Source organism: Kitasatospora sp. NPDC001309 (assembly GCF_042896295.1).
GTDB lineage: Bacteria > Actinomycetota > Actinomycetes > Streptomycetales > Streptomycetaceae > Kitasatospora.
In genome coordinates this window covers 62,796-78,352 of record NZ_JBIAXC010000033.1, presented here as the reverse complement: position 1 = coordinate 78,352, position 15,557 = coordinate 62,796, and the positions used below count along the sequence as shown (strand labels likewise).

Here is a 15,557-nt window from a genome sequence, read left to right as displayed (position 1 = left end):
GCCGCGCCGTCGCGGCGGCTCCGAGCGCCGGCCCCGTCAGCCCTTGCCGCCCGCCTTGAGCACCTGGGCGGCCGCGACGCCGGCGGCGCTGTTGCCGTGGCCGCCGCCCTCGACCTCGGCCGCGACGGCGAGGTCGTTGCGGTAGGCGATGAACCAGCTGTTGGTGGCCTGGCCCGAGCCGGCCTCGACGGTGCCGGTCTTGGCCCCGATCTGGCCGCCGAGGCCGGACATCGGGGTGCGGGCGGTGCCCTGGGTCGCCGTCCTGGCCATCATCGAGCGCAGCCCCTGGGCGACGTCGGAGGGCAGCTTCCCGGGGGCGGTCACCCGCTTGACGTCCTCGCGGAGCACCGGCTGACGGAACGTTCCGCTCTGCACGGTGGCCGCGACGGAGGCCATCAGCAGCGAGTTCACCTGGATCTGCCCCTGGCCGATGTACGCGGCCGCCGCCTCGTCCTTGTTGCCCGGCACCGGGATGGTGGCGTCGCGGCTCGGGACGCCGATCCGCCACTGGAGGCCGAGGCCGAACTGGTCGCGGGCGACCGAGCCCAGCGTGCCGAGCTGGAGCTTCTCCAGGCCCTTGTCGATGAAGCCGGTGTTGCAGGAGTGGATGAAGTCGTCGCTGAGGCTGTAGTCGAGGTGGTTGCCGGGCTCGTCGTTGTGCCAGGTCCGGGGCGAGTTGGTGGTCTCCTTGCAGGGCGCCGCGGTGTCCGGGGTGACCCCGGCCTCCAGCAGCGCGGCCGCGGTGATCACCTTCATCGTCGAACCGGGCGCCTGCCCGCCGCCGACCGCGCGGTTGAAGCCGCCCTGCGGGGCGTAGGCCATCGCCAGGATGTTGCCGGTGCTCGGCTGGACGGCCACCAGCGAGGCGGGCTTGCCGTTCGCGGACTGCTGCTTCACCGCCTCCTCGGCGACCTGCTGGAGGTCGGCGTCCAGGGTGAGCTTGACCTGCGGGGCGCTCGGCGGGGTCAGCACGAACAGCTCCTCCGCCTCCTGCCCGCCGCCGGAGAGCACCACGGCCTGCCCGGTGACGGCCTTCGCGCCGTCGGGCGGGGCGATCTGGGGCAGCACGGACTGCAGCGACGGGAACGCGTCCAGCGGCCGCCCCTTGCGGTCGGTGGGCTTGGACACCGGGTTCGGCAGGGCCTTCACGGCGAGGGTCCGGCCCGCGGCCAGCTTGGGGTGGACCACGGTCGGCGCCCAGCGCACCAGCACCCGCCCGTCGGAGGCACGCACCGCGCCGAGGGCGCTCTCGTACTCCCAGGCCTGCGCGGTGCCGTCGAACTCGGCCCGCACCCGGTAGCCGACGGCGGGCTCGCTCGGCGTGCCGGCGGGCGCGGGGCCCGTCCCGGTCAGGGTGAGGGCGCGGGCGGACACGTTGTCGTGGAACGAGGAGAGCGCCATCCGGGCGGCCTCCGGGCGGTCGGTGAGCCCGGCCGCGACGGTGAGGTCGCCGCGGCCCCAGGCCGCCAGGAAGTCCTTGGCCACGGCGTCGGCCTGTTCGGCGGTGGGCGGCGCCTGCGGCTCCTTGGCGGCCGTGGAGGCGGCCCCGCCGCCGGTGTCGGTGGAGCCGCCGGACACGGCGCTCAGCACGTTGTAGGCGCCGTAGCCCGCGACGACGACCAGTGCCGTGAACACCCCGCCGACCGCCACCAGCCAGATCCGGCGGGAGCGCCGGCGCTGCGGGTCCTGCGGGTGGCCGTCTGCGTGGACGAGGTGGTCGTCGTACCCGTCTTCTCCGTACGGCTCGTACGACTCGTACGGTTCGTGCTCTTCGTGGTCCCGGTGCATGCTGTTGCGTCCCCCTGGTACGTCCTGTGACTTCCGGTGTTCGTGGGCCCGCGCGACGCACCGACACGGCCGGCCGGGTACCCGGGCGGCCGCCCGGCGGGTCGTTCGGGCGCGGACCAGCCTAAGCGTCGTCGATCGGGCGTTCGACGGCGGGGTCTTTGCCAACGCTTGACCTACCCGAGGGGCGGCCGTCGGGTCAGCGGCCCGTGGTGACGACCATCCGGAACCGGGCCCGCCCGCTGCTCATCCTCGCCACGGCGGCGGCGGTCTCCTCCAGCGGGAGCTCCTCGACCCAGGCCCGGACGCCGGTGCGCTCGGCGAAGCGCAGGGTGTCCCGGGTGTCGAGGGCCGCGCCGGAGGAGTGGGCGTAGACCTTGCGGTCCGCGGCGATCAGTTGCAGCGGGCTGATCGCGAGCGGGGCGGGGGACACCCCGACGATGACGAGCTCGCCGCGGCGGCCCAGGCCGTCGACGGTGGCGGACATGGCGTCGGCGTCGGTGACGGTGGCCAGCACGACCTTGACCCCGCCGAGCGCCTGGAGGGCCTCGGCGACGTTCCCGGCGGTGCTGTCCACGTAGTGGTCCGCGCCGAGCCGGTACGCCAGCGGCCCCTTCTCCGCGCCGCGCGCGACGGCGACCGTGCGCAGGCCCATGGCGTGGGCGAACTGGACGCCCAGGTGGCCGAGGCCGCCGAGGCCGAGCACCGCCACGGTGTCGCCCGGGCGGGCGGCGGAGCGGCGGAGGGCGTTGAACACGGTCACGCCGGCGCAGGCCAGCGGCGCGGCCTCGACGGCGGTCAGTCCGTCGGGCACCGCCGCGAGCGCGTCGGCGGGCACGATGACGGAGTCGGCGTAGCCGCCGGGGTAGGCCGCGCCGGGGACCTGGAGGTGGGGGCAGAGGATGGCGTCGCCGTCGCGGCAGGCCTCGCAGTGCCCGCAGCTGCCGCCGAACCAGCCGACCGCGACCCGGTCGCCCACCTGCCAGCCCTCGACGCCCTCGCCGAGGGCGTCGATCCGGCCTGCGATTTCGTGACCGGGGGTGACCGGGAAGGTGGTGCCGGGCAGCTGGCCGGCCGCGATCAGCAGGTCCGAGTGGCAGACGCCGCACGCCTCGACGGTGATCCGGACGGAACCGGCGCCGGGGGTGCGTAGTGGGACCTCGACCAGCTCGGGAGCCCCGCCCGGGGCGGCGATCCGGACGGCCCGCACGACGCCGTCGGCCGGGGCGGGAGCGGGGGCCGGGGTGGAGGCAGGGGTGGCAGCCATGGCGATCCTTCGGCGGGAGGTCGGCGCGGGGCGGGCCCGCACGCGCTGTCCCCACCAGCTTGCCGCCTGCTCCCGCCGTCCGCTCCCGCGCCGGCCGTCGCCGCCCGCGCCCGCTCTTCCGTTCGCGCCCGCTCCTCCGTTCGCTCCCGAGCCCCCGCCCGGCGCGCGCCCGTCCCGTCCGCGCCGTGGACGCGGACGCTCCGGACTGGTATCCAAACCCTGCCAGCCGGGCCGACGGGCGGCCCGGGCCGGACGGACCACCAGGAGAGCAGGGCGATGCGCAGGATTCTGATCGTCGGCGCCGGGCAGGCCGGCCTCCAACTGGCCCTCGGACTGCAGTCCCACGGCTACGACGTCACGCTGCTGGCCGACCGTGACGCCCAGGAGGTGCGGGACGGGCGGGTGCTGTCCAGCCAGTGCATGTTCGACTCCGCGCTGCGCCACGAGCGCGCCCTCGGCCTGGACCTGTGGGCCGGTGCGGCGCCCCGGATCGAGGGCATCGGCCTGTCGGTCGGCGGCCCGGACGCGACCAGGGTGATCGACTGGACCGGACGGCTCGCGGCCCCCGCCCACTCCGTCGACCAGCGGTTGAAGATGTCCACCTGGTTGGAGCTCTACGCCGAGCGCGGCGGCCGGATGGAGGTGCGGCAGGTGAGCGCCGCCGACGTCGAACACCTCGCCGGCTCCTACGACCTGGTGCTGGTCGCCACCGGAAAGGGCGGACTGGCCTCGCTGTTCGAGCGCGACGAGGAGCGCTCCCCGTTCCGGCGTCCGCAGCGCGCGCTCGCCGCGAGCTATGTGTACGGGCTGGCGCCGCGCCCCGACCAGGAGTTCCCGGCGGTGCGCTGCAACCTGGTGCCCGGCGTCGGCGAGTTCTTCGTCGTGCCGGCCCTGACGGCGGCCGGGCCCTGCGACATCCTGCTCTGGGAGGCCCAGCCGGGCGGTCCGGCGGACGCCTTCGACGGGCTCCGCGCGCCTGGTGAACACCTGCGGGTGACGCTGGAGTTGATGAAGGCCTTCACTCCTTGGGAGCACGACCGCGCCCGCTCCGGCGTCGAACTCACCGACGCCGGCGCCACCCTGGCGGGCCGCTTCGCCCCGGTGGTCCGCCGACCGGTCGGCGAACTGCCGGGCGGCGGCGCGGTGCTGGGCGTCGCCGACGTGGTCGTCACCAACGACCCGATCACCGGGCAGGGCGCCAACGCCGCCGCCAAGTGCGCCGCCCGGTACCTGGAGGCGATCCTCGCGCACGGCGACAAGCCCCTCGACCGGGACTTCCAGCAGGCCGCCTTCGACCGCTTCTGGGCGGAGACCGGCCGGGCCGTCACCGACTGGTCGAACGCGATGCTGCGCCCCGCGCCCCCGCACGCCGTCGAACTGTTCGGCGCGGCCGGCCGGTTCCAGGCCGTGGCCGACCGGTTCGCCAACTGCTTCGACCACCCGGAGGACGTCGAGGAGTGGCTGCTCGACCCGGGGAAGGCCGCCGCCTACCTGGCGTCCCCGGCGGTCCGGAGCTGAGCCCCGGCCTCGCCCCGGCCCCGCCCCGGCGTCGAAGCGGTCACGACAGGGTCAAGCTCTCGCCAAGTACCGCACGGCAACGACCTGATGATGGTGGGTTCGTGTCGGCCCCGGTCCGCCGGGGAACGACGGAGCACGGAACGCGAACAACAGGAGACACGTGGTGGCGGTCGACGGCGGCAACATGGCGCACGCGGTGGTGGAGACGGCGGTGAAGGAGCGCACGCGCCTGCAGACCGGGCGCAGCCGGACCACGGCGCTGGTGCTGCTGGTCCTGCTGGCCGGCCTCGGTCTCTTCCTGGCGCTGGTCGTCGGCAAGGCCGATCCGACCAGCGCCCCGGACTGCGACGGCCAGACCATGACCAGGCAGAACACCTGCCAGATCATCTCCAACCGCGGCGGTGGGGGCACGTTCAGCTACGACGAGATGATCGACCGCCGGGAGTCCGGGAAGGGCGTGTGGCAGGCGGTCGGCTTCATCGGCACCGGCCTGTCCGTGGTCCTGATGGGGGTGGCGATCAGCAAGCTCAACCCCAACCGCCCCTGGGGCAAGCAGGTCGACGCCGCCTGCCCGCGCTGCCACCAGCTGACCCTGCGCGAGAAGCTGACGATGCACACCGTCTCGCGGGGGCGCACCAACTACCGCTACAGCGGCATCGTCACGCTCTGCACACCGGTCTGCGGGTTCACCGCCGTCCGCCAGCGCTGACCGCGGCGCCGGACCGCGGCTGGGTCCGCCCTAGCGGGAGTGCGAGGCCAGGCTGAGCAGCAGGTGTGCGGACTCCGGGTGCTGGAAGTCGGAGTGGGCGCCGGACGGGTGGAGGCGACGGGCGGCGAGGCTGCCGCGGTAGCGGTGGCCGGCGTCGATGTTGACGATCGGGTGGTCGAGGTCGGTGTGCGGGTACGGGGAGTCGGTGGGCCGCAGCCGGGTGGTGAACTGGGGGACGGGGGCGGCGCCGGTGCCGGAGTGGCCGATTCCCGGGTGTCCCTCGGCGCGCAGGTGCCAGAAGCCGGTGGCGCGGTCCCAGCGGGAGTGGGTGAGCACCAGCGGGCCGCGCAGCGGGGCGCCGGCCCGGCCGGGGCCGAGGAACAGCCGGGGGAAGAGCCGGGTGAAGGCGTCCCGGGGCGCGGCCATCTGGAAGACCAGGGCGCTGTCGACGGTGAACGGGCGGCCCGGGTCGCCGGGCCGGGCGGTCCAGCTGAGCACCGGGGGCCCGGCCGGGCGGTCGGCCGCGTACTGGACGGCCTCGCAGAGGAAGCGGCCGCCGAAGGAGTGCCCGAGGAGGTGGAGGTACTGGCCGTGGCGGTTGGCCAGCACCCGCGGGGCGTCCGGTCGGCCCCGGCCGGTGTCGAGGTAGCCGAGCAGGTGGCCGAGGATGCGCCCGGCCTGGCCCCGGGCGCTCATCGCGTGCGCCCGCTCGCGGATCCGCCGGTAGCCGTGCAGGGTCGGCAGGCTGGAGGAGGGCCAGCGCACCACCACGCACCAGGGGCGGAAGCCGGCGGCCAGCCCGGGGTAGCCGGCGGGTGCGGCGCGGTGCAGGGCGGCCGCCCGCTCGACCAGGGAGGCGGCCGAGCGGTCGGCGGCGGCCGGGCTGGTCTGCCAGCCGTGCACGTAGACGTACAGGTCGGTCGCCCACTCGGGGATCCGCAGGTGGCGGGCCAGGTGGTCGGCGACCCGGGCCTCGGGGACGGGGGTGGTGGTGCCGGGGACGAGCAGTCGGCCGTGCTCGTCCAGGTCGACGGTCGCGGGCCGTACGGTGGCCGTCGAGGCCGGGTGCAGGGGGGCGGTCACGGGTTGAGCTCCAGGATGCTGTCGATGCCGCAGTGCAGGGAGTAGGCGAGCGCCAGCGGGTTGCGGTACTCGCGGGCGAACCACCGCACCAGCTGCTGGGTGATCTCGCCGGCCGTGAACTCGCCGGTCAGGTAGTGGTCGAGGAAGGCGAAGGCGTACTCGGCGGCGAACTCCTGCGGGATCTGGAGCTGCGGCCCGAGCACGCCGTCCGCGCCGAGGTCGACCAACGCCCGCCCCAGGTGGTCGAGTTCGGCGGCCGCGGACTGCCCGGTGTGGCAGGCGTTCAGCAGCACGAACGGCCGGAACACGGCGTCCGGCCGGTCGAGGTGGCGGCGGCGGTGGCGGCGCACCAGGTCGGCGTCGATGTGCCGGTCGTCGGAGAGCCGCACGGCGAGCTGCTCGTACGGGGAGTCGTTGGCGACGAACTGGCCGTGGCACCAGAAGTACATGACGTCCTCGTCCAGCACGGCCGCGGACAGCGCCTCCAGCAGCCGGTCCGACTCGGTGCGCACGGTCAGCTGGGAGCGGTCCTCCAACAGCTTGCGGACCTCGGGCGCCCGGCCGATCCCGGTGAGCTGGTCGTCGGTGTTGAGACTGGTGACGGGCTTGGTGCGGGGGGAGGAGGGCGGCTGGATCGGCGGGTAGGCGGCGCCGGTCTGCTCGACCTGGTGGCGGTGGCCGAGGAAGTCGGCCCAGTCGTCCGGCTGGTGGCCCTCGACGGCGAGCATCGGCCAGGGGAGGTGGAGGTCCGAGTCGAAGCTGATCCGCAGTGAGCCGTGCTCGGTGAGGGTGCGGTTCAGGTAGTCGCGGAACTGGACCAGGCTGCGGTCGCCGCCCTCGAACATCTTCTCCAGGAAGTACCGCCCCTCCTCGGCGAGTTCGGCGACCGTGCGTTCGGCGGCCTCGGCGAGCGGGGTGAAGTCGACGGCGGTGGCGAAGGGGTAGGGGTGGTACGGGTCCGGGTTGTAGCCGATCAGCCGGTCGCGCCAGACGGAGCGCAGCCGGGCGGCCTTGCCGAGGAGCGCCGGCGCGGAGACGGCCAGCCGGGCCCGGTGGATCCGGCTCCCGGGGGTGCGCTCGCCGGGGCGGAAGGCGCTGATGTGGAGCTCGTCGCCGTGCCGGCGGAGCGAGACGATCAGGTCCAGCGGGGCCGGGCCCTTGAGCGGGAGGCCGTCGGCGGGGCCGAGCTGCCGGGGCAGCCGGGTGTAGTCGGCCGAGGGGTTCTGGCGGACGGCGACTTGGAGGTCCCGGGGCACGTCGATCTACTCCTGCTCCTGGTCTTCGGGTTCGGCCGGGACGGCGGCCCCGGCCTCGGCGGGGCTCTCGGCGGGGACGTCCAGGACGGCGGAGAGGTCCTGGAGGACGGCGCCGTGGCCCCGGTCGAAGACGGTGATCCGGACGGTGTGCGGGCCGGCCACGGCCGGGGTGAGGGCGAAGCGGGCGGGCGCACCGGCGGGGACGTGGTCGGTGACGGGCGGGTCGAGCACGGCCTCGGGGGACACTGCGGCGACCAGGCGCAGCTCGGGGAGGGCGGCGGGCACGGAGCCGTCGGCGGGTTCGAGGTGGAACTCCAGGTGGGTGGTGACGCCCACGGCGGGGTCCTCGACGAGGGTGAGCCGGGGCCGCCAGGCGGGCCGGGGCGCGGGCGGGTCGACGGCGCGGTGTACCGAGCCGCGGCTACGGCGGGGGAGCAGTTGCGGCGCACCCCGGCCGAGCCCGGCCTGGGCGGGCGCGCCGGGAACGGGTGCGCCGGGGACGGGCGCGCCGGCGACCGCGCCGAGGGGCACCCGCTCGGCGCGGTCGAGCCCGGTCAGTGCGGCACGGGCCTCGGCCGCCAGCGGGTGGCCGGGGTCCATCAGGGCCTCGCGCCCGACGCAGACCGCCGCCAGCAGCTCCCGGGCGGTGTCGCGGCGCCCGTCCGCGGCGAGGGCCGCCGCCAGGCCGACGGCGAGGCTGGGCGTGACCGGCACCGGCCCGGTGCGCAGGGCGCCGAGGCTGACGCCCACGTCGTCGGCGCTCGCGTGCCCGGCCAGGAGGGCGGCGGTCGGCGCGGCGCCCCCGGCCGGGAGCCGGTCGGCGACGATCCGCTCGTACACCCGGACCGCCCCGTCGGCGTCCCCGGCGCGCAGCCGGGCGTGGGCGAGGCCCTGGCGGACCTCCAGGGTGAGCGGGCTGCGCGGGCCCCGGCTCTCGGCGCAGGCCTCCGCCAGCTCCTCCAGCCGGACGACGCCCCGCAGTGGGCGCGGGCCGTCGGCGAGCAGGAGCGCCTCGGTCAGACGGGCCGGCACGGTCGCGTCGTCCGGGTCGCCGAGGGCGGCGGTCGCGGTGGCGACCAGGTCGCCGGCCAGCCGGAGTGCGGTTTCGCGCTGCCCGTCCAGGTGGTGGGCGAAGGCGAGGACACAGCCGGCGTGGACCAGCTCGGGCAGGCCGGGGCCGGTGAGCCGGGTCCACTCGTCCGCCAGTGGGGCGAGTTCGGCCACGGCCGCGGCGCTCTCCCCGGCCAGCAGCAGGGATCTGGCGAGTTCGCGTCGGAGCTCGCGGACGAAGGAGTGCCCGGGCCCGTGCGCGGCGAGCGCGTGGGCGAGCGCGTCGCGGTAGGCGGCGGTGGCCTCGGAGTGGCGGCCGGCCGCGGCGAGGTTGCGCGCGAGGCTGTCCCGGACGTCGAGCACGTCGGGGTGGTCGGCTCCCAGGATCCGGTCGCAATCGGCGAGCAGGGCCCGGTAGAGCGCGTCGGCGCGGTCGTGCTGCCAGCCGTGCCGCAGGGCGTGGCCCAGGCGGTGGCGGGCGGTGAGCGTGTCGGGGTGGTCCGGGCCGTCGACGCGTTCGTGGTCGGCGAGGAGCGCCCGGACCTCGGCGATCTCCTGGCGGTGGCGTCCGGCGAGGCGGTGGGTGTAGGCGAGTTCGTCCCGCTCCTCCAGGGTGTCCGGGTGGTCCCGGTCCTGGAGACGGCGCCGGGCGGCGACCAGGTCGGTGAGGAGCGCGGTGGCCCGGTCGAGTTCGCCGGTCTTGGCGAGTTCCTGGGCGAGCAGGGATCGGACGGCGAGGGTGTCGGGGTGCTCCGGCCCGAGGACGCGGTCGTGGTCGGCGGCCAGTTGCTCCCGGTCGGTGGCGGCCCGTCGGCGCAGTCCGGCGTACGCGAGGTCGGCGGCGAGGATGCTCCGGGCGGTCAGCACGGCCGGGTGGTCGGGGCCGTGGATCCGGATCCGGTCGAGCAGCAGGGCCTCGCTGAGCCGGATGCTGAGCAGGTGGTCGCCGGCGGTCCGGTGGGCCCAGGCGAGGAGGAGCCGGGCGTCGAGGGTCTCCGGGTGGTCCGGGCCGTCGAGCCGTAGGCGGTCGGCGAGCAGCTGCTCGCACAGCTGCCGGGCCCGGTCGAGGTCGCCGTCCGAGCGGCGCGAGGCCGCCTCCCACCAGCGGGCGTTCAGGGTGTCCGGGTGGTCGGCGCCGAGCACCCGGGCGCGGTCGGCGACCAGGGCGGCGAACAGGTCGCCCGCCCTGCGGTGGTGGCCGGCCTCGCTCTGGGCGAGGGCCTGCCACCAGCGGGCGTCGAGGGTGTCCCGGTAGTCCGGGCCCAGGATCCGGGTGCGGTCGGCGACCAGGGCCGCGAACGACTCCGCGGCGCGGCGGTGGTCGCCGGCCCGGGAGTACGAGCGGGCCAGCTCCCGGCGCAGCTCCAGGGTGTGCGGGTGGTCCGGGCCGTGGACCCGGGTGAGGTCCGCCACCAACGAGGTGAACTCGGCGATGGCGCTGGGGTGTTCGTCGGATCCCCGCCAGGCCGAGGCCCGCTCGCGCCGGCACCGGACGGTGGTGGGGTGGTCCGGGCCCAGGACCCGGACGAGGTCGGCGGCGAGCGTCTCGAACAGCCGGGCCGCCCGTGGGTGGTCGCCGGCCTCGTGGCAGCTGAGGGCCTGCCCGATGCGGATGTTGAGGGTGTCCGGGTGCTCGGGCCCGAGGACCCGGTCGCAGTCGGCGACCAGCGCCTCGAACAGCGGTACGGCGCTTTGCGGGTCGTTGGCGGTCTGGCAGGCGGACGCGCGGGTGTAACGGGCCAGCAGCGTGTCGGGGTGGTCGGCGCCCTGGACGCGGGTGCGGTGCTCGACCAGGGCGGCGAACAGCCGGTCGGCCCGGCGGTGGGAGCCCGCGTTCTGGTGCGCGGTCGCCAGCCAGTGGCGGGCGGTCAGGGCCTCCGGGTGGTCGGCGCCCTGGAGCCTGGTCCGGTCCCGCACCAGGGACTCGGCCAGCTCGACCGCCCGGCGGTGGTCCCTGGTGTTCAGGTGGAGCGCGAGGCAGCTGACCCGGGCGTCGATGCTGTCCGGGTGCTCCGGCCCGAGGATCCGGACGTGGTCGGCCACCAGGGCCTCGTACACCTCCAGGGCGCGGCGGTGGTCGCCCAGGGACTGGTGGCTGTGGCCCAGCCAGAAGCGGGTGTTCAGGACGTCGGAGTGGTCCGGGCCCTGGATGCGGACGCGGTCGGCCAGCAGCGCCTCGTACTGGGCCAGGGCCTCGCGGTGCCGGCCGAGGTTGCGGTGGGTGGTGGCCAGCCAGAAGCGGGTGTTGAGCACGGCGGGGTGGTCGGGGCCCTGGAGCCTGGTCCGGTCGGCCAGCAGCAGCCGGAACAGGGTCAGCGCCCTGCGGTAGTCGCAGGCGTTGGAGCGGATCGAGGCCTGCCACCACCGGGTGGTGAGCACGTCCGGATGGTCGGGGCCGACGGTCCGTTGCCGGTCGGCGACCAGGCGGTCGCACTCCTCGGCCGCCCGTCGGCGCTGTCCGGCCTCGTCGAGGGAGCGGGCCAGCCGCAGCCGGGCGTCGAAGGTCTCGAAGTGCTCCGCGCCGTGCACCCGTTGCCGGTCGGCGACGAGCCGCTCGCGCAGGGCGAGCGCCGCGCGCGGGTGGCCGGCGGCGTTCAGCGCCCGGGCGAGGCCCGAGCGCTCGTCCAGGGTGTCGGGGTGGTCGGGGCCCTGGATCCTGACCCGGTCGGCCACCAGGCGTTCCAGCTCCTCGACCTCCAGCTCGGGCCGGCCGGCGACCCGCAGCGCGTAGCCGAGGAAGCTGCGCTCCTCCAGGGTGTCCGGGTGGTTCTCGCCCTGGACGCGGGCGCGGTGGCGGACCAGCGCCCGGTGCTGCTCGACCGAGCGGTCGGGCGTGCCCGCCTCCCGGTGGGCGCGGGCGAGGCCGCTGCGCGCGTTCAGGGTGTGCGGGTGGTCCGGGCCGAGCACCCGGGTGTACGCGGGCACCAGGTCCTCGAAGTCGGCCACGGCGACGGCGGCGAGGCCGGACTTGCGGTGCACCGAGGCCAGGCGCTTGCGCGCGAACAGCGTCTGGGGGTGCTCCCGGCCCTGCACCCGGGCGCGGTCCGCGACGAGCGCCTCGTAGCCGGCCGCCGCCGCGAGGTGGTCGCCCGCGTCGGAGTGGGCGGCGGCGAGCCAGCCGCGGCTGTTCAGGGTGTCGGGGTGGTCGGGGCCGAGCAGCCGGGTGCGGTCGGCGACCACCTGCTCGTACCCGGCGATGGCCAGGTCGTAGTGTCCGGCCGCGAGCCGGGCGAAGGCGAGGCCGCTGCGCCGGGTCGACACGATCCGGTGGCCCGGTCCCCGCATCCGCGTCGCGTCCGCCACCAGCTGTTCGTACTCGGCGATCGACTCCCGGTGCCGTCCCGCCATCTGGAGGGCGTACGCGAGGCTCGCCCGGCTGTGCATGGTGTGGGCGTGGTCCGCCCCCAGCACCCGCGCCCGCTCGGCGACGACGGCGCGGAACTCCGCGACGGAGAGTTCGTGCTGACCGGCCCGGCGGTGGCTCTCGGCGAGGCTGTGCCGGTCGGTGAGGGTGGCCGGGTGGTCCGCGCCCTGGAGGCGGGTGCGCCGGGCGACCACGTCCAGGCAGAGTGCGACGGCCCGGGCCGGGTCGCCGGTCTTGGCCTGGAGCCGGCCGAGCCGCCCCTGGGTGGTGAGGGTGTCCGGGTGGTCCGCGCCGAGCATCCGCCGCTGCCCGTCCGCCACCGCCTCGACCAGCCGTACGGCGTACACCCGCTGCGCCCGGTCGGTGAGTTCGGCCGCCGCCAGCTGGTACAGGGCGACGGTGCCGGCCGTCGGCCGGTCGGCCGGGCCGCTGTCGGCCAGCTCCCGGACGTGCGGCAGCAGGGCGCGGCGCAGGCCGGGGCCGCCCGTGGACCAGAGCCGGGCGGCGGCCGCCGCGAGGTGGTGCTCGGCGCGCTGCCGGAAGGTGCGGTCGCCGTCGGCCCCGCGCAGCACGGCCTGGAGCAGCCGGTGGACGGCGACGGTCTCGCCGAGGGTGATCAGGTGGTAGTCGGCGAGCAGCCGCAGCGCCCGGTCGACCTCCTCGGGCCGGCGGGAGCCGTACGGGGTGAGCACCTCGCGCGGCAGCGCCTCGGGGGCGTACCAGGCGAGGGTGCGCAGCAGCTCGACGGCGAACGGCGCGGTGTGCTGGACGGTGCGCAGCGTGGTCCGCCAGAGCCGGGCCACGGTGGACTCGGCGCCCGGCCCCACCGGGCCGGTGGCGCGCAGGAGTTCGCGGTAGGCGGCGAAGGTGGTGCCGGTCTGCTGGACGTAGGCGCCGGCCTGGGCGAGGGCGATCGGCAGGTGGCCGAGTTCGTCGGCCAGCGCCCGGGCCTCGTCCTGCTCGGCGGCGTCCAGGGTGTCGCCGGTGTAGGCCGTGGCGCACAGCAGCCGGGCGGCCTCGGGGGCGTCGAGGACGTCGACGCGCACCGGCCGGATCCCGGGGTGCCAGCCGCTCGCGCGCCGGCTGGTGACCAACTGGTGGCCGCGGCCGAGGAGTCGGCCGACGTACGGGGTCAGGTGGGCCGGGTCCTCGGCGTTGTCGTAGACGAGCAGCCAGCGGTCGTGGGCGCGCAGCCAGGCGATGGCCCACTCGACCTGCTGGCCGGGCGGGGCGGTGAGCGCCCAGGAGGGGTGGAGGTGGACGGCGAGCCCGGCGAAGGCCTCGGCGAGCTGGCCCTCGGACTCGGCGGTGATCCACCAGATCAGCCGGTAGTCCCCGGCCCGGGCGTAGGCGTGGTGCAGGGCCAGGCTGGTCTTCCCGACGCCGCCGAGGCCGTGCAGGGTGGTGGCCTGGGTGACCAGTCCGCCGCCGTCCGCGTGCCCGAGGGCGTCGGCGACGGCGCGCAACTCGCCCTCCCTGCCGATGAGTCGGCCGGCGGCCCGGGGCGGGAGGTTGGGGGTCGGGGTGGTGGCCCGGACGGTCAGCGCGGCCCGGGCGGCCTCGGGCGGGAGGACGGCGACGTGCGGGTCGCCGCCGCCGGCGAACGGTGAGCCGGGGCGGCGGCGCTGCTCGTAGGGCTCCGGGCCGGGCATGCCGTGCTCGGGACGCCCGTGTGCCGTCATGGACATCAACACTGCGCCGCCCTCGCCCCCGTGCCCTGCTGCTCTGCCCGCCTACCGTAGTGCAGGCCGGACGCGCTGTCAGCGGAACCTGGGCGGGCGGTCCGTCAGTCGGCGAGCCCCAGCGGGTCCGGGGCGGCGGCGAGCAGCTCGGGGCCGTTGTTGCGGACGCTGTTGACGACGGGTGGGACGGCGCGCACCCGCAGCGCGCCGTCGGCGGGGCGGCGCAGCAGGTGGTGGAGTTCGGCCGGGTCGGTGCGGTCGGGCGAGAGCCAGGCGGGGACGTCGTCGGGGGCGACGGTGAGCGGCATCCGGTCGTGCACCCGCCCGGCCGAGTCGGTGGCGTCGGTGGTGACGACCGTGGCGGTGGCGAGCCAGGCGAGCGGGTCGTCCTCGGCGCGGGCGGGGTCGCGCCAGAACTCGTACAGGCCGGCCATCAGCATGGTGGCGCCGGTGCTGAGGAAGTACGGCTGCTTGTACTTCTTGCGGTCGGCGGTGGCGGGCACCTCGCGCCACTCGTAGTAGCCGTCGGCGGGGATGACGCAGCGGCGGGCCCGGAAGGCCTTGCGGAAGGCGGGCTTGGTGTCGACGGTCTCCGAGCGGGCGTTGATCATCCGGGCGCCGCCGGACGGGTCCTTGGACCAGGACGGCACGAGGCCCCAGCGCAGCGGGCGGAGCTGGCGCAGCAGCTCACCGGTCTCCCGGTCGACGCGTTCCAGGACGGCCGGGACGGCGTCGGTGGGGGCGACGTTCCAGCTCGGCGCGAGGGTTTCGGCCGGGTCCCACCGGAGCTCTCCGAGCAGTGAGACGAGGTCCTGGGGCGTGGTGGTGGAGACGAATCGGCCGCACATGCCCCCAGCCTGCCACCCGGCACGGACAACCGGGCGCTCGGCACACGACGGTGGTCGGCCAGGGGGCTCGGTCGGGGGCCGGGCAGGGGCCCGGTGAGGGGTCGGTCGGCGCGCCGGTCAGCGCGCCGGACGGCCGTCGGGGCCGTGCCCCGGGGTGTGGCCGAAGGTGCGGCGGTGGACGTCGATGAACGCGCTGGCGGAGGACCAGCCGCAGCGGTGGGCGACGGCGGTGACCGGCTGCCCCTCGGCGAGCAGCACCAGGGCGTGGTGCAGCCGTAGTTGGGTGCGCCACTGGGGGAAGGTCATGCCGAGGTCGGCGCGGAACAGCCGGGACAGCGTCCGGTCGCTGGCGCCGACGGCCCGGCCGAGTTCGGCGAGGGTGCGGTGGTCGGCCGGGTCGGCGTGCAGCAGCGCGCACAGGGCCCGGAGCAGCGGCGCGGAGGGGGTGGGCAGGTGCAGCGGCTGCTGGGGGGAGGCGCGCAGCTGGTCGAGCAGGACGGCGCGCAGCCGGGAGCGTTCGGGGCCGTCCTGGGCCGGGGCGCGGGTGTAGGCGACGATCAGTTCACGCAGCAGCGGGCCGACGGCGAGGACGGTGGGCCGGTCGAGGCCGAGCGGGTTCTCGGTGGCGGGCAGGCCGACGAGGTGGAGTTCGAGTTCGCCGTGCGCCTGGTGGGCGTGCACGGTGCCGGCCGGGATCCAGAGCGCGCGGGTGCTCGGGGCGACCCAGGATCCGGCGTCGGTGGTGATGGCGACCACGCCGCGGGCGGCGTAGGCGATCTGGTGGTCGTCGTGGCGGTGGGCGTCGATCCCGGTGCCGGGGGCGAGCAGCTCGGCCCGGGTGGGGGCGACGGGATCGTGGCGGATTTCCGGCATCACCTGGCAGATTATCGGAAGTCCGACAGGAGGTTCCGGTTCCAGCATGTCCGGGTGAGCACTCCAAGGACCCCAGTGACAGCGACGACGGCGACGACAACGACACCGACGAAGCGGGCGGC

Annotated in this window: 9 protein-coding genes; 2 read left to right on the top strand and 7 right to left on the bottom strand. The window is 76.1% G+C overall.

Translation table 11 applies throughout. The features are described 5' to 3' along the window. Positions 1-36: 36 nt before the first annotated feature. On the bottom strand, positions 37-1,788 hold the full coding sequence (locus ACFY2K_RS28945; RefSeq protein ID WP_387715318.1) for a penicillin-binding transpeptidase domain-containing protein: 1,752 nt from the start codon (positions 1,786-1,788) through the stop codon (positions 37-39). 196 nt (positions 1,789-1,984) lie between these two features. After that, on the bottom strand, positions 1,985-3,052 hold the full coding sequence (locus ACFY2K_RS28940) for an alcohol dehydrogenase catalytic domain-containing protein (protein WP_380640283.1): 1,068 nt from the start codon (positions 3,050-3,052) through the stop codon (positions 1,985-1,987). A 276-nt stretch (positions 3,053-3,328) separates the two neighbouring features. Here ACFY2K_RS28940 and ACFY2K_RS28935 point away from each other — a divergent pair, with 276 nt between their 5' ends. Together ACFY2K_RS28935 and ACFY2K_RS28930 are read left to right on the top strand one after the other, a co-directional pair. Next, a complete protein-coding gene (locus ACFY2K_RS28935; RefSeq protein WP_387715314.1) occupies positions 3,329-4,570 on the top strand; it encodes a styrene monooxygenase/indole monooxygenase family protein in 1,242 nt (413 codons plus the stop codon). A 163-nt stretch (positions 4,571-4,733) separates the two neighbouring features. Further along, positions 4,734-5,279: a hypothetical protein gene (locus tag ACFY2K_RS28930; protein ID WP_380522203.1), complete on the top strand. Its 546-nt coding sequence runs from the start codon at positions 4,734-4,736 to the stop codon at positions 5,277-5,279. Between the two features lie 30 nt (positions 5,280-5,309). On the opposite strand, the gene ACFY2K_RS28925 is transcribed toward ACFY2K_RS28930, so the two are convergent. The 5 genes from ACFY2K_RS28925 to ACFY2K_RS28905 all read right to left on the bottom strand — a co-directional run bounded on the left by ACFY2K_RS28925 (position 5,310) and on the right by ACFY2K_RS28905 (position 15,435). Beyond that, positions 5,310-6,362, bottom strand: coding sequence for a hypothetical protein (locus ACFY2K_RS28925; protein ID WP_387715310.1), 1,053 nt, complete (start codon positions 6,360-6,362; stop codon positions 5,310-5,312). Continuing rightward, complete coding sequence (locus tag ACFY2K_RS28920) at positions 6,359-7,618, bottom strand: CHAT domain-containing protein (RefSeq protein ID WP_387715307.1); 1,260 nt, start codon at positions 7,616-7,618, stop codon at positions 6,359-6,361. Before ACFY2K_RS28920 ends, ACFY2K_RS28925 begins: the two co-directional genes overlap by 4 nt. 6 nt (positions 7,619-7,624) lie before the next feature. Continuing rightward, complete coding sequence (locus tag ACFY2K_RS28915) at positions 7,625-13,714, bottom strand: tetratricopeptide repeat protein (RefSeq protein WP_387715304.1); 6,090 nt, start codon at positions 13,712-13,714, stop codon at positions 7,625-7,627. A 104-nt stretch (positions 13,715-13,818) separates the two neighbouring features. Continuing rightward, positions 13,819-14,562, bottom strand: coding sequence for an SOS response-associated peptidase (locus ACFY2K_RS28910; RefSeq protein WP_387715301.1), 744 nt, complete (start codon positions 14,560-14,562; stop codon positions 13,819-13,821). Between the two features lie 117 nt (positions 14,563-14,679). Then, a complete protein-coding gene (locus tag ACFY2K_RS28905; RefSeq protein WP_387715299.1) occupies positions 14,680-15,435 on the bottom strand; it encodes an AraC family transcriptional regulator in 756 nt (251 codons plus the stop codon). Between the last annotated feature and the right edge of the window lie 122 nt (positions 15,436-15,557).